This window comes from Variovorax sp. PMC12, from assembly GCF_003019815.1.
In the GTDB taxonomy this organism is placed as follows: Bacteria; Pseudomonadota; Gammaproteobacteria; order Burkholderiales; family Burkholderiaceae_C; genus Variovorax.
This window is the reverse complement of sequence record NZ_CP027773.1, coordinates 62,502-83,682: the sequence shown is the minus strand read 5'-3', so window position 1 is coordinate 83,682 and position 21,181 is coordinate 62,502. Positions and strand designations below refer to the sequence as shown.

The 21,181-nt window shown below is 66.6% G+C and carries 20 protein-coding genes and 2 tRNA genes; 7 read left to right on the top strand and 15 right to left on the bottom strand.

What is annotated here, in order from left to right; translation table 11 throughout:
- Nucleotides 1-21: 21 nt before the first annotated feature.
- The 3 genes from C4F17_RS00400 to C4F17_RS00390 all read right to left on the bottom strand — a co-directional run bounded on the left by C4F17_RS00400 (nt 22) and on the right by C4F17_RS00390 (nt 1,432).
- Entirely contained in the window at nt 22-366 is a 345-nt protein-coding gene (locus C4F17_RS00400) for an H-NS histone family protein (RefSeq protein WP_081268668.1), read from the bottom strand.
- A gap of 272 nt (nt 367-638) precedes the next feature.
- Nucleotides 639-714: transfer RNA gene (locus C4F17_RS00395), tRNA-His, on the bottom strand.
- Between the two features lie 85 nt (nt 715-799).
- Nucleotides 800-1,432, bottom strand: coding sequence for a YbhB/YbcL family Raf kinase inhibitor-like protein (locus C4F17_RS00390; protein WP_106933872.1), 633 nt, complete (start codon nt 1,430-1,432; stop codon nt 800-802).
- Between the two features lie 149 nt (nt 1,433-1,581).
- On the opposite strand from C4F17_RS00390, the gene C4F17_RS00385 reads away from it, so the two are divergent.
- Both C4F17_RS00385 and C4F17_RS00380 read left to right on the top strand, forming a co-directional pair.
- A complete protein-coding gene (locus C4F17_RS00385) occupies nt 1,582-1,830 on the top strand; it encodes a GlsB/YeaQ/YmgE family stress response membrane protein (protein WP_081268666.1) in 249 nt (82 codons plus the stop codon).
- Entirely contained in the window at nt 1,830-2,174 is a 345-nt protein-coding gene (locus C4F17_RS00380; protein ID WP_106933871.1) for a hypothetical protein, read from the top strand. The genes C4F17_RS00385 and C4F17_RS00380 overlap by 1 nt, the downstream gene beginning before the upstream one ends.
- A 27-nt stretch (nt 2,175-2,201) precedes the next feature.
- Here the strand turns inward: C4F17_RS00380 and C4F17_RS00375 are convergent, their stop codons facing one another.
- From C4F17_RS00375 to C4F17_RS00350, 6 genes are all read right to left on the bottom strand, one after another.
- Entirely contained in the window at nt 2,202-2,876 is a 675-nt protein-coding gene (locus tag C4F17_RS00375) for a histidine phosphatase family protein (RefSeq protein ID WP_106933870.1), read from the bottom strand.
- A 115-nt stretch (nt 2,877-2,991) separates the two neighbouring features.
- Nucleotides 2,992-4,917, bottom strand: a complete 1,926-nt coding sequence (locus C4F17_RS00370) for a SurA N-terminal domain-containing protein (RefSeq protein WP_106933869.1) — start codon at nt 4,915-4,917, stop codon at nt 2,992-2,994.
- Between the two features lie 77 nt (nt 4,918-4,994).
- Nucleotides 4,995-5,070: transfer RNA gene (locus C4F17_RS00365), tRNA-Val, on the bottom strand.
- A gap of 30 nt (nt 5,071-5,100) precedes the next feature.
- Entirely contained in the window at nt 5,101-5,373 is a 273-nt protein-coding gene (locus C4F17_RS00360; protein WP_007830705.1) for an HU family DNA-binding protein, read from the bottom strand.
- Between the two features lie 220 nt (nt 5,374-5,593).
- Complete coding sequence (locus C4F17_RS00355; protein ID WP_106933868.1) at nt 5,594-6,679, bottom strand: tartrate dehydrogenase; 1,086 nt, start codon at nt 6,677-6,679, stop codon at nt 5,594-5,596.
- Nucleotides 6,676-7,620: an alpha/beta fold hydrolase gene (locus C4F17_RS00350; protein ID WP_106933867.1), complete on the bottom strand. Its 945-nt coding sequence runs from the start codon at nt 7,618-7,620 to the stop codon at nt 6,676-6,678. The genes C4F17_RS00355 and C4F17_RS00350 overlap by 4 nt, the downstream gene beginning before the upstream one ends.
- Before the next feature lie 38 nt (nt 7,621-7,658).
- On the opposite strand from C4F17_RS00350, the gene C4F17_RS00345 reads away from it, so the two are divergent.
- Complete coding sequence (locus tag C4F17_RS00345) at nt 7,659-8,618, top strand: LysR substrate-binding domain-containing protein (RefSeq protein WP_106933866.1); 960 nt, start codon at nt 7,659-7,661, stop codon at nt 8,616-8,618.
- 20 nt (nt 8,619-8,638) lie between these two features.
- On the opposite strand, the gene C4F17_RS00340 is transcribed toward C4F17_RS00345, so the two are convergent.
- Genes C4F17_RS00340 through uvrC form a run of 3 tightly spaced genes read right to left on the bottom strand, consistent with a single transcriptional unit; the run spans nt 8,639 to nt 12,117 of the window.
- The gene (locus C4F17_RS00340) at nt 8,639-9,526 is read right to left on the bottom strand and encodes a DMT family transporter (protein WP_106933865.1); all 888 of its coding nucleotides are present in this window, start codon (nt 9,524-9,526) and stop codon (nt 8,639-8,641) included.
- A complete protein-coding gene (pgsA, locus tag C4F17_RS00335) occupies nt 9,523-10,089 on the bottom strand; it encodes a CDP-diacylglycerol--glycerol-3-phosphate 3-phosphatidyltransferase (protein ID WP_106933864.1) in 567 nt (188 codons plus the stop codon). Before pgsA ends, C4F17_RS00340 begins: the two co-directional genes overlap by 4 nt.
- A 60-nt stretch (nt 10,090-10,149) precedes the next feature.
- The gene (uvrC, locus tag C4F17_RS00330) at nt 10,150-12,117 is read right to left on the bottom strand and encodes an excinuclease ABC subunit UvrC (protein WP_106933863.1); all 1,968 of its coding nucleotides are present in this window, start codon (nt 12,115-12,117) and stop codon (nt 10,150-10,152) included.
- A gap of 142 nt (nt 12,118-12,259) precedes the next feature.
- On the opposite strand from uvrC, the gene ggt reads away from it, so the two are divergent.
- Nucleotides 12,260-14,332, top strand: a complete 2,073-nt coding sequence (gene ggt, locus C4F17_RS00325) for a gamma-glutamyltransferase (protein ID WP_234382458.1) — start codon at nt 12,260-12,262, stop codon at nt 14,330-14,332.
- A 24-nt stretch (nt 14,333-14,356) separates the two neighbouring features.
- Here the strand turns inward: ggt and C4F17_RS00320 are convergent, their stop codons facing one another.
- Nucleotides 14,357-15,784: a M20/M25/M40 family metallo-hydrolase gene (locus C4F17_RS00320; RefSeq protein ID WP_106933862.1), complete on the bottom strand. Its 1,428-nt coding sequence runs from the start codon at nt 15,782-15,784 to the stop codon at nt 14,357-14,359.
- A gap of 74 nt (nt 15,785-15,858) precedes the next feature.
- On the opposite strand from C4F17_RS00320, the gene earP reads away from it, so the two are divergent.
- The 3 genes from earP to C4F17_RS00305 all read left to right on the top strand — a co-directional run bounded on the left by earP (nt 15,859) and on the right by C4F17_RS00305 (nt 18,620).
- On the top strand, nt 15,859-16,929 hold the full coding sequence (gene earP, locus C4F17_RS00315) for an elongation factor P maturation arginine rhamnosyltransferase EarP (RefSeq protein ID WP_106933861.1): 1,071 nt from the start codon (nt 15,859-15,861) through the stop codon (nt 16,927-16,929).
- A 153-nt stretch (nt 16,930-17,082) separates the two neighbouring features.
- A complete protein-coding gene (gene efp / locus C4F17_RS00310; RefSeq protein ID WP_081268654.1) occupies nt 17,083-17,637 on the top strand; it encodes an elongation factor P in 555 nt (184 codons plus the stop codon).
- 119 nt (nt 17,638-17,756) lie between these two features.
- Nucleotides 17,757-18,620 carry a TIGR00730 family Rossman fold protein gene (locus C4F17_RS00305; protein ID WP_081268653.1) on the top strand — a complete coding sequence of 288 codons (864 nt, stop codon included), beginning with the start codon at nt 17,757-17,759 and terminating at the stop codon, nt 18,618-18,620.
- Nucleotides 18,621-18,650: 30 nt separating this feature from the next.
- Here the strand turns inward: C4F17_RS00305 and C4F17_RS00300 are convergent, their stop codons facing one another.
- Both C4F17_RS00300 and C4F17_RS00295 read right to left on the bottom strand, forming a co-directional pair.
- On the bottom strand, nt 18,651-19,814 hold the full coding sequence (locus C4F17_RS00300; RefSeq protein WP_106933860.1) for an MFS transporter: 1,164 nt from the start codon (nt 19,812-19,814) through the stop codon (nt 18,651-18,653).
- On the bottom strand, nt 19,811-21,178 hold the full coding sequence (locus C4F17_RS00295) for a DNA recombination protein RmuC (RefSeq protein ID WP_106933859.1): 1,368 nt from the start codon (nt 21,176-21,178) through the stop codon (nt 19,811-19,813). Before C4F17_RS00295 ends, C4F17_RS00300 begins: the two co-directional genes overlap by 4 nt.
- Nucleotides 21,179-21,181 lie beyond the last annotated feature (3 nt).

Here is a 21,181-nt window from a genome sequence, read left to right as displayed (position 1 = left end):
TGCCACCGAAAGCGCAGGCACTTACTTGATCTCGTAATCGGAGAGCGACTTGCCGGCTGCCAATGCTTCAGTCACCCAACGCGGCTTGCGGCCTCGGCCACCCGACCAGGTTTCGCCCGTCGGGCCGCGGTATTTGGCGGCTGCCTTTGCCGGAGCGGCGCCAGTGCTGCGCTTGGCGGCGGTGGCGCGGCCCGTCAGTTTCAGATCAGAAGCCGTCAACCCATATTCGGCAATCTTCTTGCGCAACTCTTCGATCACGCCAGCGCGCTCCTGGTTGCGCAGGTCTTCAGCCTGCTTGCGCAATTGCGCAATCTGCTCGTCGTGCTTCTTGATCTGGGAATTGATATCTGCGAGGGTCGAAGCCATTGTTGGACTCCTGAAATTGAAAACGAGCGGATTTTAATTCAATTTACATTTGTCACGCACGTGCCTCGGGATCAAAAAACCTGCAGTTCATTGCTTTAATGCAACAACTCGCAACGTAAAGTTGCGCCAACCCTGGACGGGATATGCGAATCAGCGGAGGAAAATGAGAGATGGCGCGCCGCAGAAAACGGTGCCGGAAATGACAACGCCGGAGCAAGTCCGGCGGTGTAATCCTTTGATTGCTATTGAGCAATAGCACAAAGGAGATATTTTGGGGTGGCTGATGGGACTCGAACCCACGACGACCAGAATCACAATCTGGGACTCTACCAGCTGAGCTACAGCCACCGCAGAGCCTCAGATTGTAGCGTTAAAAATCGTCGTTTTGACGATCGACTTCAACTCGATTGCTCGAAAGTCGCATTCGTGCATCTCAACCCGCCGCCAGCGGACCTGTGGCGGGCGCGCTTTCCTCGATCTTGATGGAGCCATCGGGCCGCTCGCAGGTGCCGATCAGCAGGCCGCTGGCGATGGCGCTCGCACGCAAGGCTTCGAAGACCTCTTCCCGGCCGGGCGTATCGGAGAACTCGGGCGACTCTCCCAACGCGAACACCTGGAATGCGTAGCGATGCTCTCCATGCCCCGGAGGCGGATCGGGCGGCAGCCACATCGCCTGCAATGCCGAATTGCGTCCGACATGCAGGCCGGCGCCATCGTTGTCCGGGCTCGGTATGGCAGCTTCGGCAAGAGAGCCGCTCTCGGGCGGCAGCCCCACGACGATGGCATGCACGAGCGGGTTGGGCGTCGGCGAATCAGCGTCCTCCACGATCAGCACCAGCGCAGCCGTGCCCGCAGGCAGATCCGTCCATTGCAGGGGCGGCGACACGCCCTCCCCGTCGGCGGTATAGCGCGCGGGTATGGGCGCATGGTCAACGAACGCCATGCTCGTGACGGCGATGGTGGCCATGCCTTCCCGCATGCCGAGCGCATTAAAAACGATGTTGTCCAGCCCCGCGCGAACGCCCTGCAGCGCGTGACCAATGACATCAGGCAATTTTTCCAGCATGCGACGGGTATACCGCCGCGCTGCGTCGCCTCCTGTAGGACGCCGCGCGCCCTCGGTGTCGCGGCGGTCCACATCGCTCCGCTATCATGAAAGAGGGCCGCGCGTACCGCCCGGCTTTCGCCAGTGCCACTCACCTCCAAAGGAATTTCATGAGCATCGTCTGGACTATTCTGATCGGGTTCGTCGTGGGTCTAGTGGCGCGCGCCGTCAAGCCCGGGGACGATTCCGCTGGCTTCATCATCACCACGATCATCGGCGTTGCCGGTTCACTGATCGCAACCTACGTGGGCCAGGCGATGGGCTGGTACATCGCCGGACAGGGCGCCGGCTTCATCGCTTCGGTGCTGGGCGCAATCGTGCTGCTGATTCTTTACGGCCTGATCAAGCGCAAGAGCTGATGCCGCCGCGGGCACCCCGCAAACCACGCGCAAAGCACCACGTCTATGTGGTCGAACTCGACGACCGCGTCTGGAACAACAGCCGCTTTCGTCGTGCCAACCCCGACTACCAACTCGGCAAGCCGTTCGTCTATGTGGGCATGACGGGGCTGGACCCCGACATCCGCTTCGACAAGCACAAGGCCGGCATCCAGGCCAACAGCTTCGTCGAGGAATTCGGCCTGCGCCTGCTGCCCGCGCTCTACGAGCGCTACAACCCGATGCCGTACGAAGACGCCCGTTCGATGGAAGTCGAGCTCGGCATCATGCTGCGCAAGGCCGGCTACGGCGTATGGCAGGCCTGAGCCAGCCCGCGAACCACGACCAGGCACTCAGGCGTAGGTCACCCAGTCTTCGTAAGCCGGGCCGTCCAGATGCGGCAGCGTGTTGTAGGTGACCAGCATGTGCCGCTTCGGGGTGAACGCGAATTCCGTGACCGAAGTGTTGCGGATGCGCAGGTTGAGTTCGATCGTGGTTTCGGCGCTCGTCCCCAGCACATGGCCGACGGCGGTGCTGATCGGGCCGCCGCTGGACACCACCAGCACTCGCGCGCCGTGATGCTTGTCGCGCACGTGGTCGAGCGCTGTGGTCACGCCCGCCAGGAAGTCGACATAGCTGGGCATGCCTGCAGGCTTGGTCTTGCCCTGCATCCAGGCACCCAATCCTTCGCGCAGCAAGCGGAAGTGATGACGGTACATCTCGGGTGAATCGGGCTTCTCCAGCTTGCCTTCATGGATCGTGGCAATGACGGCCTCGCTGTCGTACTCGTTGAGCCCAGGCCACGGCAGCACGTCGTCGCGCGAAAGGCCCAGCCCCTTGGCGATGCCTTCCCAGGTCTGGCGATGGCGCCTGAGCGTGCCGGTGATCACCGCATCGAAAGCCATGCCGCGCTCGCGCCAGTACTCGCCGAGCCGAACGGACTGCCGGTGCCCGAGTTCGCTCAGGTTGTCATAGTCGGCGGCACCAAAACTGGCTTGACCGTGGCGCACGAGATAGAGGGTTCCCATGTGCGGGATTCTGGCAAGAAGCGTGTTCGCCGCTTGTCCCTCGTGCGACCAAAACGAAAAAGCCCGAGCCATTGGCTCGGGCCGTGTCTTGCGTCGAAAAGACTCTTGCTGCGGGTCAGCGACCGGCTGCTGCTGCTGCGCCAGGCAGCGGGTCCGCCGGCTTGGGCACCAGGATCTGGGCCTTGTACCGGTCCTTCAGCATGTCGTAGTACGCGGCGTCTTCGGCGGCGGCCACCGACTGGCCGACCTGCGCCTGCTCCTGCTTCGCGAGTTCGGCCGGCGGCGGCGTGCGCGGGACGACCTTGGTCACGCGAACCACGGCATAGCCTTGCGCGCCCAGGTCCACGCCAACCAGCGCCGGCAGCTTGGCGGCGTCGGCACGCAGCGCGGCGTCGATCACCGGCAGCGGCTGCGATGCCGCATCGCGGCGCGACACGGTCATGGGCGCGCCGAAGGTCGCACCGTCGGCCTTGGCCGTCCATGCGGCGAGCTTTGCTTCACCCTCGGCCTTGGCCAGCACCGCAGCACGCTCGTTGACGATCTGAGCACGGATCTTGTCCTTGACCTCGGCCAGCGGCACAGGATGCGCCGGCGTGTACGTCGTCACGCGGCCCGATGCGAGCTGGCTCGAGCCGACTTCGATCGCCTCGGTGTTCTGCTTGCGCTGCAGCGAATCAGGAGCGAACAACGCGTTCAGGAAGTTGCGGCTGGCCAGCGGGCCTTTGGCACCCGGCACGGGCGTGCGCGCCACGTTGTTGGCGGTCTGGATCGTGAGCTTCAGCTTCTCGGCCGCGGGCTTGAGGCTGTCGGGCGTCTGGTACACGGCGTCGGTGAAGACCTCGGCCGCCTTCGCGAATTCCTGCGTGGCCTGCTGCGAGCGCACCTCGTTCTCGATGGTCGCACGCACCTGTTCGAAAGGCGGCACCACTGCGGGCTTGATGTCGGTCAGGTGAATGATGTGATAGCCGAACTCGGTTTCGATCACGTTGCTGATCTCGCCCTTCTTGAGCGAGAACATCGCGTCTTCGAAAGGCTTGACCATCGCGCCCTTGGTGACGAAGTCGAGGTCGCCGCCCTTCTCTGCCGAGCCCGGGTCTTGCGAGTTCTTGCGCGCCACGTCGGCGAAGGTGTTCGGCGCCTTCTTCACCTCGGCCAGCAGTTCTTCCGCCTTGGCCTTGGCCTTTGCGCGATCGGCTGCGGGCATGCTAGACGGCGCGGTGATCAGGATGTGGCTCGCGCGGCGTTCTTCCTTCGTGCCGAAACGCCCGGAGTTCTGGTCGTAGTAGGACTTGAGATCGGCCTCGCTGACGTTGATGTTCTTCTTGGCGGCGTCGAGGTCGAGCACAAGGTACTCGATGTTGGCCTGCTCCGGTGCCTGGAACTGCGCCGAGTGGTCCTTGTAGTAGGTCTCGATGTCGGCATCGCTCACCGTCACCTTCGAGGCGAATGCCTCGGGGCCGAAGCGCGCGACCTGGATTTCGCGGCTGTCGTAGAAGGCGTTGATCGTGGTGGCGGCCAGTGCCGGCGGCGTGAAGGCCGTGCCCGAAATGCCCAGCATGACCTGTTGCGTTGCCATGTCGGCACGCACGGAAGCTTCGTACTGTTCGGGCGTGCGGCCCGTCACGCGCTGGAAGGTATCGCGGTCGAACTTGCCGTCGGGCGTGCGGAACGAGGCCAGGCCAGGGTCTTGCGCGAAGATGCGCGAGAGGCGGTCTTCCGACACCGTCATGTTGGCCTTGGAAGCAGCTGCCGCCAGCACGCGGTCGCGCACCATGCGCTCCAGGGTGGCGTAGCGCAGCGCATCGGACTCGAGCAGCGTCGGGTCGACGTTGGGAGACTGCTGGCGGATGCGGTCCGTTTCGACGCGGTGCTGCTGGTCCCACTCGGGGCGAGTGATGTCATGACCTTCGATGCGCGCAACCTTCTCGTCCCCGCCGAACCCCTGGTAGCGTTCGACCCCGAAGAACACGAACGAGGGAATGATCAGCAAGAACAAGAAAATCATCACGATCTTGGTGTGCTTGCGGAAGGCTTCAAACATGCTTGAACACTCTTTTTCGACGGCTGTCGGACGGCAATAAAAAAGGCGAACTTGCGGTTCGCCTTTGCATCTGGTGGTGGTGGGTGCTGAGGGGCTCGAACCCCCGACCTACGCCTTGTAAGGGCGCCGCTCTACCAACTGAGCTAAGCACCCCACCGGAATTTGTTCTCCGAGTCTAACGCCTTAGTTCAGCGCGTCTTTCAGCGCCTTGCCTGGACGGAACTTCGGGATCTTGGCGGCCTTGATTTTAATCGCGTCGCCGGTGCGGGGATTTCGTCCCGTGCGGGCAGCGCGTTTGCCGACTGCGAAAGTGCCGAAACCGACGAGCGAAACAGAGCCGCCCTTCTTGAGCGTGGTACGAATGGCGCCGATCGTGGATTCGAGCGCGCGGGTCGCTGCGGCTTTGGAGATGTCGGCGTTCTTTGCGATGTGCTCAATCAGTTCGGTCTTGTTCACAAGGGCCCCTTGTAGAAAAAAAGTTGGTCGGCTTTCGTCAGCTGCGACCTGGCCGCGATGTGTGCGACTCAAGAACCTGGCAGGCCTGACGCCTCGGCAGCGCACTGCCAGCGAGGATTACAACCACTGGTCTGCAGGGTGTCAATAAGACACGGCGCCTTGCCGATCAGCGGAGCGCGCGATTTTAGGGGCCTTTCGTGAACTCCTTTTCCCTTGCGGTTCAAAGCGCTTCTGCGATGGCTTTGCCAAGGTCCGAGGTGCTCGCATTGCCACCGATATCCGGGGTGCGCGGCGCTCCGCTTTGGGGCGCGAGCACCTTCTCGATGGTCGACAGGATGGCGTCGTGCGCCTGCTTGTGGCCCAGGAACTCCAGCATCATCGCGCCGCACCAGATCTGCCCGATGGGGTTGGCGATGCCCTTGCCCGCGATGTCGGGTGCCGAGCCGTGCACCGGTTCGAACAGCGAGGGCGTGGTGCGCTCGGGATTGAGGTTGGCGCTCGGCGCGATGCCGATGGTGCCGGTGCAGGCTGGCCCCAGGTCCGACAGGATGTCGCCGAACAGGTTGCTCGCCACCACCACGTCGAAGAAGTCGGGCCGCTGCACGAAGTGCGCGGTGAGGATGTCGATGTGGAACTTGTCGAGCGTGACGCCCGGATAGCTCTTGCCCATCTCGGCCACGCGCTCGTCCCAGTAGGGCATGGTGATCGAGATGCCGTTCGACTTGGTGGCGCTGGTCAGGTGCTTCTTGGGCCGCGACTGCGCGAGCTCGAATGCGAACTTCAGCACGCGGTCGACGCCCACGCGCGACATCACGGTTTCCTGCACCACGATCTCGCGCGACGTGCCCTGGTACATGCGCCCGCCGATGCTGGAGTACTCGCCCTCGGTGTTCTCGCGCACGATGTACATGTCGATCTCGCCGGGCTCGCGCGGCGTGCCGTCGCGCCGCACCACGGGCGCGATGATGCCGGGCATCAGGCGCGCCGGACGCAGGTTGATGTACTGGTCGAACTCGCGGCGGAACATCAGCAGCGAGCCCCAGAGCGACACGTGGTCGGGGATCTTCTCGGGCCAGCCGACCGCGCCGAAGAAGATGGCGTCGTGGCCGCCGATCTGGTCCTTCCAGTTGTCGGGCAGCATCTGGCCGTGCTTCTCGTAGTAGTCCCAGCTCGAGAAGTCGAAGTGGTCGAACTTCAGGTCGATGCCGAACCTGGTGGCCGCCGCCTCGAGCACGCGCAGGCCCTCGGGCGTGGTTTCCTTGCCGATGCCGTCGCCGGCGATGACTGCGATTCTCTGGGTGCTCATGACGTGGCTCCTGCTTGTAGGGGAAGGGAAAAGAATTCGAGCGCCTCGGCCAGCAATGCGTCGGGCGCCTCCTCGGGAACGTAGTGGCCGCAAGGCAGGGCATGGCCCGACACCTCGGCCGCGCGCTCGCGCCAAAGCGCCAGCACGTCGAAGGCCTTGCCGACCGCGCCATGCTCGCCCCACAGCACGCGCAACGGCTGTGCAAGGCGTTGCCCGGCCGCGATGTCGGCACGGTCATGGACGAGGTCGATCGTTGCGGAGGCGCGGTAGTCCTCGCAGATGGATTCGGCCGTGCCCGCGATGCCGGCGCAGCGTTCGTACTCGGCGAGCACCTCGGGCGCGAACGGCGCCAGCCCCGCATGCCGCCCGCCCATCACGCTGCGCACGTAGCGCACCGGGTCGGAGGCGATCAGCGCCTCGGGCAGCGGCGGCGGCTGGATCAGGAAGAACCAGTGCCAATAGGCCTTGGCAAAGGCCTCGGACGTCTGCTCGTACATGGCGAGGGTGGGCGCGATGTCGAGCAGCAGCATGCGCTCGATCGCCGCCGGATGGTCCGCCGCGAGCCGGTGCGCCACGCGCGCGCCGCGGTCATGCGCCAGCACGCCGAAGCGCTCGAAGCCGTGGTGCCGCATGGCGGCGAGCGCGTCGAGCGCCATTTCGCGCTTGCTGTAGACACGGTGCTCGGCATCGGCCGCCGGCCGGCCCGAATCGCCGTAGCCGCGCAAGTCCAGGGCGACCACGGTGAAGCGCTCGGCCAGCGCCGGCGCCACGCGGTGCCAGATCGCATGCGTCTGCGGATGACCGTGCAGCAGCAGCAGCGGCGCACCCTGCCCGCCGATGCGGCCGTGCATGCGCACGCCGTCGCGCGCAATGTCGAAAGTGGGGAAGGAGAGGAACGAGGTCGTCACGTCGGCGATTGTGCGTTGCGCCCTCGCCGCCATCAAGCAACAATCGGCCAATTCATACTTTCCATTCCGGCATGAATTCCCCCTTGATGGACCGTGGCGACTTGGCGCTGGTGCTGGCCATCCGCGACCAGGGCAGCCTGGCCGGCGCCGCCGACACGCTCGATGTCGTGCCTTCCGTCATCACCAAGCGGCTTGGCGCGCTCGAGGCGCGGCTGAGCCAGCGCCTGTTCGATCGCACCACGCGGCGCCTCAGCGTCACGGCCGAGGGCGAGGCCGTCTGCCTGCATGCGAAGACGCTGCTCGAGGGCTTTGCCGCGCTCGAGAGCGAACTCGGCGAGCGGCAGAACGAGCTGGCCGGCACGATCCGCCTTGCCGCCACATTCGGATTCGGGCGGCGCTGGCTCGGGCCCGCGCTGGCCACTTTCCAGACCCGCCACCCGGCACTGCAGATCGAGCTGCTGCTGACCGAGCAGCTGCCCGACCTCGGCGCCGAAGGCTACGACGGCGCCATCTGGCTCTGGGCCGTGCAGCAGCCCCGCGCGGCCGACTGGGTCACGCGGCGCATCGCGCGCAACCAGCGCGTGCTGGCGGCGTCACCGGACTACCTGGCCCGCCGCGGCATGCCGGCCACGGTCGAGGCGCTGGCATCGCACGACTGCCTGGTCGCGCGTGAAAACGGCGAGGTCAACCAGCGCCAGTTCACGCTGTGGAGCCTGCGCCATGCGCGCGACGGCAGCACGGCGCGGGTGCGCGTGCAGGGCCGCCTTGCCAGCAACTCGGGCGAGATGGTGCGCGACTGGTGCCTGGCCGGGCATGGCGTGATGCTGCGCAGCCTGTGGGACATCGCGCCGCAGCTCGCCAGCGGCGAACTGGTACGCGTGCTGCCGCATTACGCAATGGCGGACGCCGACATCCACTGGGTCGCCCCATGGCGGCCGAAGACGCCGCGCCGCGTGCGGCTGCTGGTCGATCACCTCGCGGAGCAGTTTCGGGCGGAACCGTGGAAGCCGGGCAAGGCCGGCGCACGCTGAATAGACCGGGGCCGGCCGGCTCAGCGTTCGCTGCGCACCACCAGGCTCACGCCGACGGCGGTGAGCGCAATGCCGAGCACGGTCACCAGCGTGATCGGCTCGCTGAACAGCAGCCACGCCATCACCGCCGTGCAGGGCGGCACCAGGTACAGGAGGCTGGTGACGGCGGTGGCGGTGCCGCGCTGTATCAACATATATAGAAGCGAACTCCCGCCCAGCGACAGCGCCAGCACCGACCAGGCCATCGCGCCGCCCGACTGCAGGTTCCACTCGATATGCTGCGGCTCCAGCGCCGCGAACGGCAGCGTGACGAGCAGCGCCGCCGCCATCTGCACCGCGCTTGCGCTGCGCACATCGCAGGGCGCGACGAAGCGCTTCTGGTACAGCGTGCCCGCGGTAATCGAGACCAGCGCCATCAGCGCCAGGCCCATCGTCAGGGCGCTCACCTCGCCGCCCTGCCCGAGCTTGCGCGACACCACCAGGACCAGCCCGGCGAAACCCAGCGCAAGCCCGCCCCACTGCCGCTTGGAAATGCGCCCGCCGTTGAACGACATCCAGACCGCCGTCAGCACCGGCTGGATTCCGACCAGCAGCGCCACCAGCCCGGCACCCATGCCCTCGTGCACCGCGGCCCATACGCCGCCGAGGTAGCCCGCCTGCATCAGGATGCCGGTGACCGCCAGGTGCCCCCACTGGGCGCGCTGCTTCGGCCACGCGACCCGCGCCAGCGCTACCCAAACGCCGAAGCACGCCAGGGACAGCGCATAGCGCACAGCCAGGAACTTGAGGGGTGGCGCATACGGCATGCCGTAGCGCGCGACGATGAAGCCGGTGCTCCAGATCAGCACGAAGACCCCGGGCATCGCCCGCAGCCAGCCCGCATTGCGGGCCGGAACCGCCGAGGTCATTTGGTGCGCGCCCGGATTTCGGGAATGGCCTTCTGCAGGTAGTACACCATCGACCAGATGGTAAGCACGGCCGAGATCCAGATCAGCCATTGGCCCCAGAGACCGGTGTCGATCACCTTGAAGAGACGCCCGTCATACAGAAGGAACGGGATGGCGACCATCTGCACGGTGGTCTTGACCTTGCCGATCATGTGGACCGCCACGCTCTTGCTGGCGCCGATCTGCGCCATCCACTCGCGCAGCGCCGAGATCGCGATCTCGCGGCCGATGATGATGAGCGCCACGAACACGTCGGCGCGCTGCAGGTGGACCAGCACCAGCAGCGACGCGCAGACCAGGAACTTGTCGGCCACCGGGTCGAGGAAGGCACCGAAGGCCGAAGTCTGGTTGAGCTTGCGGGCCAGGAAGCCGTCGAGCCAGTCGGTGGCCGCGAAGACGATGAACATGACCGTGGCGATCAGGTTGCGCATCGGCTCGGCCATCGGCAGGTAGAACACGCCGACGATCAAAGGGATCGCGACGATGCGCGTCCAGGTCATGATGGTCGGTAAGGTCCAGAACATCGCTTGATTGTGTCATGGCGGCGTTACCCCTCGACCGGCGACCGGTTGAGGGCAATCGCCTCAGTGCAGCGCCTTGTAGATCTCTTCCGCCAGGTCGGAGGCGATGCCCTCGACCGAGGCGATGTCTTCCACGCTCGCCGCGGCCACGCCGCGGATGCCGCCGAAGCGTTGCAGCAGCCGCGCCCGCCGCTTCGGCCCGATGCCCGGAATGTCTTCGAGCTGGCTGCCGCCCACCCGCACCTTGGCGCGCTTGGCCCGCATGCCGGTGATGGCGAAGCGGTGCGCCTCGTCGCGGATCTGTGCCACCAGCATCAGCGCGGCCGAGTCCTTGCCCAGGTAGACCTTCTCGCGGCCGTCGGCGAACACCAGTTCCTCGAGCCCGACCTTGCGGCCCTCGCCCTTCTCGACGCCGACGATCAGCGACAGCGGCAGGCCCAGTTCGCCGAACACCTCGCGCGCCATCGAAACCTGCCCCTTGCCGCCGTCGACCAGCACGAGGTCGGGCATGCGCGCGGTGCGGGGCTTCGGCGGGGCTTCGGTGCCATCGCTCTCGGCGTCGCCGGGCGGCAGCGCGTCGGTCTCGGCCGCCATCGCCTCGGCCAGCTTGCCGTAGCGGCGGTGCAGCACCTGGCGCATGGCCGCGTAGTCGTCCCCGGGCGTGATGCCGTCGATGTTGTAGCGGCGGTACTCCTTGTTCTGCATGGCGTGGTGCTCGAACACCACGCAGGAGGCCTGCGTGGCCTCCCCGGCCGTGTGCGAGATGTCGAAGCACTCGACGCGGAAGTTGTCGAGGTCGTCCGAGGCCAGCTCGAGCGCGTCGGCCAGCGCGCGGGTGCGCGCCTGCTGCGAGCCCTCTTCGGCCAGCAGCCGGGCCAGTTGCAGGCCGGCGTTGGTCTCGGCCATCTCGAGCCAGTGGCGGCGCTGCTCGCGCGGCTGGAACACGGCCGTCACGCGGGAGCCGGACTGCTGCGAGATCGCCTCGATCAGCTCGCGGCTCACCTGCTGGCTCAGCACCAGCGTGGCCGGCACCGGCACGTCGATGTAGTGCTGGGCGATGAAGGCCTCGAGCACCTGCACCTCGATAGGGTCGGCCGCCACGGGAGCTGCATCGTCGCCCTCGTCGCCGTCCAGCTCGCCGTGATGGATCTGCGCCGCGTCTTCCACGTGCACGGGGAAGTAAGGCCGGTCGCCCAGGTGGCGGCCGCCGCGCACCATGGCCAGGTTCACGCAGGCCTTGCCGCCCTGCACCTTCACGGCCAGGATGTCCACGTCCTTGTCGGAGGCGATCTCGATCGACTGCTGGTGCAGCACGCGCGAGATGGCCGACATCTGGTTGCGCAGTTCGGCCGCCTGCTCGAACTCGAGCTTTTCGGCGTGCGTCATCATGCGTTGCTCCAGCTTGGAGAGCACGAGCTGCGTGTCGCCCATCAGGAAGGCCTCCGCGCTGGCGACGTCCTGCGCATAGGCTTCCGGCGCGATGTGGCCGACGCAGGGTCCGCTGCAGCGCTTGATCTGGTACAGCAGGCAGGGCCGCGTACGGTTGGCGTACACCGTGTCTTCGCAGGTGCGCAGGCGGAACACCTTCTGCAGCAGTTGGATCGACTCCTTCACCGCCCAGGCGCTGGGGTACGGCCCGAAATAGCGGTGCTTCTTGTCGACCGCGCCGCGGTAGTAGGCCAGCCGCGGAAACTGGTGCGACGCGATCTTGAGATAGGGGTAGCTCTTGTCGTCGCGAAACAGGATGTTGTAGCGCGGCTTGAGCGTCTTGATCAGGTTGTTCTCGAGCAGCAGCGCCTCGGCCTCGGAGCGCACCACCGTGGTCTCCATGCGCGCGATCTTCGAGATCATGTGCCCGATGCGGGTGCCGCCGTGGCTCTTCTGGAAGTAGTTGGCGACCCGCTTCCTGAGGTTGCGCGCCTTGCCCACATACAGCACCGCGCCCGCGGCGTCGAAATAGCGATAGACCCCGGGCAGCTGCGGCAAGGCCGCGACTTCGCTGAGCAATTGATCGGAATGCACGTCTGACATGGCGGCTATTGTGGCGTGCGGCGCACGGCCCGGCGCGCACCTATCGCAAACCCGACAGGGCTGGAACAAAACCTGCTGAAGAATGGACACACGGGCGCGAGGAGCGCCCGTGTTTTTTAAGCATAACTACTCGGGAAACTCCATGAAGAAGAAGAATCACGCGCACGCGTGGTGGGCAGTGACGCCCCTCGCACTCTCGCTGACCCTGGCGGGCTGCGGCGGCGGCAGCAACACCCAGGACAACACAGCCCTGCTCGCGGCCATTGCGGCCATGAACGCGAGCAACTCCCAGCCGCCGGCTCCCGTCGCCGACAACGGCTGCCTCACGGCGGGCACGAGTTCCTCGGTCGTGGTGGGTTCCGGCGACGCTGGCGACCCCGCAGCGCCCGAACCGGCCTCGGGTTATGTGCCAGGCCACAAGCTGGTCTATGCCAAGAACTACATGGTGGTCGCCAACCATCCACTGGCCACGCGTGCCGGCTGCGACATCCTCAAGGCCGGCGGCAGCGCGGTCGATGCGGCGGTGGCGGTGCAATCAGTGCTCGGCCTGGTCGAGCCGCAGTCGAGCGGCCTGGGCGGCGGCGCCTTCATGCTCCACTACGATGCGGTCACGAAGAAGGTGCAAGCCTATGACGGCCGCGAGACTGCGCCCGCCGCGGCCACCGAGAACTACCTGCGCTACATCGACCAGACCGGCGCCGACACCACGGCACCCAAGCCTGGTGGCGCACGCGCCAGCGGACGCTCCATCGGCACGCCCGGAGCGGTCCGCATGCTCGACATCGCCTACCAGGACCACGGCAAGCTCCCCTGGAAAGACCTGTTCGGCTACGGCATCACGCTGGCTTCCGACGGCTTCCCTATCGGCGGGCGCATGGCTGCAGCCATCTCGTCCTCGGCCACGAATCTGAAGCGCGACGCCGAAGCCACTGCATATTTCTTCAACGCCGACGGCACGCCCAAGGCCCTGGGCACCAAGATCACGAATCCGGCCTACGCCAAGACGCTGAACACCATCGCCACGCAAGGCGCCGGCGCGTTCTACTCGGGCAGCATCGCACAGGGCATCGTCGACAAGATCGGCATCAGCACCGCAGCGAACGACGGCTCGGCCATCACGCCAGGCGTGACCACGATGTCAGACCTGGCCAACTACAAGGCCAAGCGCCGCGACCCGGTGTGCGGCACCTATCGCGACTACCACGTGTGCAGCATGTCGCCGCCATCGTCAGGGGGCATCGCGGTTGTGGCGAGCCTGGGCATCCTTGAGACCTTCAACCTGGGCCTCTACAAACCGACCGCCATCGACCTTGAAGGCGGCAAGCCCACCGTGATGGGCGTCCACCTGGTGAGCGAAGCCGAGCGCCTCGCATACGCCGACCGCGACAAGTACGTGGCCGACACCGACTTCATCCCGCTGCCGAACGGATCCGTCGACTCGCTGATCAACAAGCCGTACCTGCAAAGCCGCGCCAGCCTCATCAGCCTGACGAAGAGCATGGGCCTCGCCCAAGCCGGCAACCTCGGCTCGGTGCCGCTTGGCATCGACAAGACCGAGGAGCACGGCACCACGCACTTCACCATCGTTGACAAGCAGGGCAACGTGGTCTCGATGACCACCACGGTGGAAAGCACGCTGGGCTCGTTCCACATGACACAAGGCTTCATGCTGAACAACCAGCTCACGGACTTCTCGGCCAATCCGAACGACACGACCGACCCGAGCATCAAGGTCGCCAACCGTGTCGCGCCGGGCAAGCGGCCACGCAGCACGATGGCGCCCACGCTCGTCTTCAGGAAGAACGCCGACGGCAGCATGGGCGAGTTCGTCATGGGCACCGGCTCGCCGGGCGGCGGCACCATCATTCAGTACGTGGTGAAGACCCTCGTGGGTGCGCTCGACTGGGGACTCGATGCCCAGCAGGCCACGTCGCTGGTCGACTTCGGCGCCACAAACTCGGCGGCCACCCCCGGCGGCACCTACAGCGCCACCAACGTCGGCGGCGAGCATCCCAACGTGAACACCGCCAACAGCGGCAACAGCGACCCGCTGATCACAGGACTGCGCGACCTGGGCCATGTGGTGAATTTCGGCGCCCAGTCCAGCGGCACCAGCACCATCATCCGCACCAACGTCGGCGGCAAGCCGACGCTGACCGGCGGGGCCGATCCGCGTCGCGAAGGCATCGTGCTGGGCGATACCTTCACGCCCTGACGCCCCGAAAAGCGCCGGGTAGGCCTACTTCGCGAGTTCGCTGACCAGCCGGTACAGGAACTCGCGCCCGTCGTACAGGCGCTGGATCTCTATGCGCTCGTCCAGCCCGTGGGCGCGCGCATCGGCGGGCTCCAGGAACATGCCGGTCACGCCGTACATCGGGATGCCGGCATTGCGCATGAAGCGGCTGTCGGTGGCGCCGGTGCTCATGGCCGGTACCACGGGCACGCCCGGCCACATCTGCTGGGTGAGCGACTCCACCGTCTTGACCAGGTCGCCGTTCAGCGGGGAAGCCGGGCTGCGCAGCGGCTTGCCCATGTTGCGCACCACGATCTTGTCGTTGCCGACCGCCTGGGTCAGCAGGCGCTCGACCTCGTCGGGGTCGTCGTGCGGCAGGATGCGGCAGTTGACCGTGGCCTTGGCCGACTGCGGCAGCGCGTTCTCGGCGTGGCCGGCCTGCACCATCGTCGCGACGCAGGTGGTGCGGAACTGCGCGTTATAGGCCGGATTGGCCGACATGCGCTCGATCACCGAGGGGTCGGGGTTGCCAGCGCCCACCGCGCGCATGTCGTCGGCCAGTTGGCCGGTGGCAAACGGCGCGCTGCGCGCGAAGTAGGTCTTGGTGACATCGGCCAGCTTGACCGGGAAATTGAAATTGCCCAGCCGCTCCAGCCCCGCCGACAGCGCGTAGATCGGGTTGCTCCTGGTCGGCACCGAGCTGTGGCCGCCGACGTCTCGCACTTCCAGCATGTAGGTGGTGTACATCTTCTCGGCCACCTGCATGCGGTGCAGGTTCGGCTTGCCGCCGCGCAGTTCACCGCCGCCGCCTTCGTTGATGCCGAACTCCGCCTGCAGCAGTTCGGGCTTGTTGTTGATGAGCCAGAAGGCGCCGTTGCTCAGCGCGTCGCCGCGCTCTTCGTCGGCGGTCAGCGCGAGGATGATGTCGCGCTTCGGCCTGAAGCCTTCCTGCTTGAGCTGCCCCACCACCGACACCAGCGCCGAGGCCATGGCCTTGTCGTCGATGGAGCCGCGCGCGGTGAAGTAGCCGCCGGTTTCCTGCAGCTTGAACGGATCGGTCTTCCAGTCTTCGCGGCGGGCCTCGACCACGTCGATGTGGGCCAGCAGGAGCAGCGGCTTCTTGCTGCCGTCGCCCTTGAAGCGCAGCACCAGGTTGCCCTTCTTCGGGAACGGCTCGAAGATTTGGATGTCGCCCGGCGCGAAGCCCGCTTCGATCAGGCGCTTTTCCATGGCGCGCGCGGCCACCGTGTTGTCTCCCGCCGAATGGGTGGTGTTGATTTCCACCAGCTCCTTGTAGATGTCGTGAAAGCGCTGCTGCTGCGGCGTGAGCGATGGCGGCGGCGTTGGCGTCTGCGCCAGCGCGGCGGTCATGCCGCATAGGGCCAGCGACGCGGCGAGCACGGTCTTCACGACGCGGAAGGTCTGCATCCTCATGGTCTCTCTCCGGTGGTTGTTGTGCCGGCCAGCATAGCAAGCGACGCCGCGGAACACGGGCACACTCGCGACCTATGCAATCGAGGCAATGGGACATCTTCTGCCGGGTCATCGACAACCACGGCGACCTGGGCGTCTGCTGGCGGCTGGCCTGCCAACTGGCGGTACGCGGCCAAAGCGTGCGGCTGTGGATCGACGACGCGGCCGCGCTGCGCTGGATGGCGCCGTCGGGACACGAAGGCGTGCGGTTGATCGACTGGCTGGACGCCGCCGCGCTGCAGGCAGCCGTGGCGCAGCCCCCGCCCGATGTGCTGGTCGAGGCCTTCGGCTGCGAGCCGGCGCCGGAGCTGATCGCGCGTTTTGCAGAAACACCGGGCAAGGCCTGGATCAATCTCGAATACCTGTCGGCCGAGCCGTACGTGGAACGGCTGCACGCCTTGCCCTCCCCGGTATTCCGTGGCCCGGGCGCAGGGTTGACCAAGCGCTTCTTCTACCCTGGCTTCACGCCCGCGACCGGCGGCCTGCTCCGGGAGACCGACCTAGTGGCGCGGCAGGCCGGGTTCGACCGTACACGGTGGCTTTCCGAACGGCAGATTCCGTGGCAAGCCGGCGAGCGCCTCGTGTCGCTGTTCTGCTACGAGCCGCCGGCGCTGGCCGCGCTGCTGGCACAACTGGCGCACGGCCCTGAACACACGCGGCTGCTGGTGACGGCCGGGCGCGCCGCTCAGGCGGTCAGGGCACTGCTCGGCGCGGAAGAAGCGCGCGGCGCACTATCAATTTCATACCTGCCCTATCTCACCCAGCCCGATTTCGACCACCTGCTCTGGGCATGCGACCTGAACTTCGTGCGCGGCGAGGATTCGCTGGTGCGCGGGCTCTGGGCGGGCGCGCCGCTGGTCTGGCAGATCTACCCGCAGGATGACGACGCGCACCACGTCAAGCTCGGCGCCTGGCTGGACTGGCTGGGCGCCCCGCCCTCGCTGCGGCTTTTTCACCACGCCTGGAACGGCTTCGGCGACGGGCCGTTGCCGCCGCTGGAAATGAAGGGTCCGTGGCGCGAAACCGCCCGGAATGCCCGCGAGCGCCTGCTCGCGCAGGACGATCTCGTCACGCAACTGCAGGAAATGGTCGGCCAAAAAAGCTAAAATAGCGGGCTTTGCGGATTTCGGCCCGGATTCCTTCGGTCCGTGATGCTCTCCGCTAAACCTGCCGCGGGACATGTACCGCGGGGCCAGCAACACCGGCACATACCGTCGATGGCTCCGCGCACCGAGCGGCCAACATCCAGAGACCCTGTTATGAAAATCGCTCAAGAAATCCGCGCCGGCAACGTCATCATGCACGGCAAGGACCCGATGGTCGTCCTCAAGACCGAATACAGCCGCGGCGGCCGCAACTCCGCCACCGTGCGCATGAAGATGAAGAGCCTGATCGCCAACTTCAACACCGAAGTGGTCTTCAAGGCCGACGACAAGATCGACCAGATCGTGCTGGACAAGAAGGAGTGCACCTACTCCTACTTCGCCGACCCCATGTATGTCTGCATGGACGCCGAATACAACCAGTACGAAGTCGAAGCCGAGAACATGGGCGACGCCCTGAACTACCTCGAAGACGGCATGGCCGTCGAAGTGGTGTTCTACGACGGCAAGGCCATCTCGGTCGAACTGCCGACCAGCGTCGAGCGCGAAATCACCTGGACCGAACCCGCCGTCAAGGGCGACACCTCGGGCAAGGTCATGAAGCCCGCCAAGATCGCCACCGGCTTCGAAGTGCCCGTGCCGCTGTTCGTCTCGCAAGGCGACAAGATCGAAATCGACACGCGCACCGGCGAATACCGCAAGCGCGTCTGAGCCTCACCGGCCGATCGACCACCACCCTGTAGAAAGGCTCCGCAAGGAGCCTTTTTCGTTTCCGGGCACACTGGTTGCAACGCTGCACAATCACGCAGGTCCATCTGTCCCGTTTCTTCATGAACAACACGCACGATCTTCACGACAAACGCCTGGCCGACGCCTGGGCCACGCTCCAGTCCCACGCCGACCAGGGCCTCCCGCTCGACCCCGATCCCTCGCGCATCGCCTTCGCCGACCCCGAATTCCTGCTGCGCCGCGAAACCCGCGGCATCCGCATGCAGCTCGAGCTGATGAAGCCCGACGTCGAGCAGCGCGCCCACGGCATCGAGAACACCGTGGTGGTGTTCGGCAGCGCGCGTTTCCGCAGCGAGGAAGACGCCGCTGCCATGATCGCGCAGGCCGATGCGGCCGGCGATGCGGCCGCCTCCGAGCGCTGGCGCCGGCTCGCGCGCAACTCGCACTACTACGAGAAGGCACGCGCCTTCGGCAAGCTGGTCGCGCAGTACAGCAACGACAAGGAGCCGCAGGACAAGCTGTTCGTCTGCACCGGCGGCGGCCCCGGCATCATGCAGGCGGCCAACCGCGGCGCGCATGAAGGCGGCGGCCTCTCGGTCGGCCTGGCCATCGCGCTGCCGATGGAGGAGGAAGCCAATCCGTACGTCACGCCGGCGCTGAGCTTCAAGTTCCACTACTTCGCGATCCGCAAGATGCATTTCATGATGCGTGCGAAGGCGCTGGTGGCATTCCCGGGCGGCTTCGGCACGCTCGACGAGCTGTTCGAGGTGATCACGCTGGTGCAGACCAAGAAGTCGAAGCCGGTGCCGATCGTGCTGTTCGGCTCGGACTACTGGAAGCGGCTGATCGACTTCGACTTCCTCGTCGACGAGGGCGTCATTTCGCCGGGCGACGTGAAGCTCTTCGAGTACGTCGACGCGCCGGACGACGCCTGGAACGCGATCAAGCGCTTCTACAAGCTCTGACCCGGGTCCGCCGCAGGCGGCGGCGCCATCTCAGGCCTTCAGGCCCCAGGTGGCGCGCGCACCCAGCGCCAGCACGCCGCCGACCACCCAGAACACGCCGGCAATGCCGATCAGCGCGCCGAGCGAGCCGAAGAGCATCGGCATCGCCACGCTCGACGCGTTGATGGTCATCAGCCGCAGCCCCAGCGCCTCGCCGTGCCGCGTGTGCGGTGTGATCTGGTGCAGCATGCTCATCACCATCGGCTGCACGGCGCCCAGCGCAAAGCCCAGGATCACCGAGCACACGCCCATGGCCCAGGCCGCGTCGAGCAGCGGATAGACCGCGAACACCAGCGCCGTCACCACGGTGGAGCTCAGGATCACGCCGCGCTCCGAGGCGCGCGATGCGATCACCGGCAGCACCACCCGAATGACGGCCGCCGCGACCGCGAAAGCGCCGAGGATCGAGCCGATCACCGAAGCGCTGATGCCCCGGTCGTGCCCCAGCACCGGCAGCACGAAGGCGTGCACGTCCCAGCTCGACGACTGCAGCCAGTTCACGAAGAGCAGGCGCCGGAACATCGGCTCGCGCAGCAGGTCCCAGGCGCGCGTGGGCACGGCACCGGCCAGCGGCGGCGTGGGCGGCGGCTCGTGAGCGCCGCGTGCGAGCAACCAGCAGACCAGCGGCAGCGCGGCCATCACCGCGAAGCAGACGCGGAAGGCCAGCATGTCCGCCGGCGCGCGGCCTGCGTGGTCGATCAGCATGCCGGCCAGGAAAGGCCCGACGAAATTGGCTGCCGCAGGCGCAATGGCGAGCCAGCTGAACACGCGCTTGAGCTGCGTCGGGTGATGGGCGGAGCGGCCCACATGCCGCTGCAGCGCAATGACGGTCGCGCCGGTGGCGCCGCCGGTCAGCAAGGCCGACAGGCACATCACCGGGAACACGGGGAACACCACCACCAGCCCCGCGCCGACCACCGCCGCGATCACCGACAGCCACAGCGGCCGCTTGAAGCCATGCCGGTCGGCAAAGCGCCCCGCGGGCAACGCCAGGAACACCTGGGTCAGCGCGAACAGCGAGATCAGCACGCCGACCGCCGCCGCGCTGTAGCCCTGCTGCAGCGCCAGCAGCGGTGTGGCGAGGCGCATGCCGGCCATGGTGGCGTGCAGGCAGACCTGGGCGCCGATGACGCGCAGAAGCTCGGAGCCTTTCACGGGGTGTCGTCGCCCTCGCTGTCGGCGGTGGGCGGCAGCAGCGCCTGCGACTGCGCCTCGGGCAGGGCCTCGACCTTGCGCAATGCCAGGCGCATCTGCTTGGCGCGCGTGTCGGCCTTGTCGAGCGTGTCCGACGCCTTGGCCACCTGTTCCTTGATGCGCGCGACCCAGTCGCCGTAGCGCTCGAATTCGGTCTTGACCGCGCCCAGCACCTTCCAGACCTCGGAGGCCTGCTGCTCCAGCGCGAGCGTGCGAAAGCCCATGTGCAGGCTGTTGAGCATGGCGAGCAAGGTGGTCGGGCCGGCCAGCGTCACCCGGTGCTGGCGCTGGATGGCGTCCATCAGTCCGGGGCGGCGCAGCACCTCGGCGTAGAGGCTCTCGACCGGCAGGAAGAGGATGGCGAAGTCGGTGGTGTGCGGCGCGGCGAGGTAGTTGTCGGCGATCGACTTGGCCTCGGTACGGATGCGCGCCTCCAGCGCCTTGGCGGCCAGCTCCGCGCCGGGCGCGTCGGCACGCTCGTGCGCGTCGATCAGGCGCTCGTAGTCGTCGCGCGGGAACTTGGCGTCGATCGGCAGCCACACGGGCGCGCCCTCCTCGCCACGCCCCGGAAAGCGGATCGCAAAGTCGACGCGCTGCCCGCTGCGCGGCTTGGTCTCGATCTGCTTGGCGAACTGGTCGGGCGTGAGCACCTGCTCGAGCAAGGCCTCGAGCTGCACCTCGCCGAACACGCCGCGCGTCTTCACGTTGGTCAGCACGCGCTGCAGGCTGCCGACACCGACGGCCAGCGTCTGCATTTCGCCGAGCCCCTTGTGCACCTGCTCGAGCCGGTCGGCCACCTGCTTGAAGCTTTCGCCCAGGCGGGTTTCGAGCGTGCTCTGCAGCTTCTCGTCGACGGTCTTGCGCATCTCGTCGAGCTTGGCGGCATTGGTCTGCTGCAGCTGCGCGAGCTGGGACTCCATGGTCGCGCGCACCTCCGAAAGACGGCGTGCGTTCGATTCGCTCAGGCCCTGCAGTTGCGTATTGAGCGTGTCGGCCAGCGTCTTCTGCAGCGACGCGAGCTGCAGCGAGAAGGCATCGAGCTGCGCGTTCTGGGTGCGTGTGGCTTCGGCGCCCTGCTGCACCAGAGCGCGCTGGAAGGTGGCAAAGGCCTGCGTGGTTTCCTGGCGGGCACCGCGCGAGCTGTCGGCGATTTCCCGGCGCAGTTCGCGTTCGGTGCGCTCGTTGGCCGAGCCGATGTTGGCAAGCACGCGCAGCAGGTCGCCGTGGTCGGCCGGGGGCTGCCGGCGGGCCAGCAGCCAGATCAGCAGCACGAGCTGGACGGCCGCGAGTACGGCCAGTCCGATCAGGATAAGGGCAGTGTCCAAGGT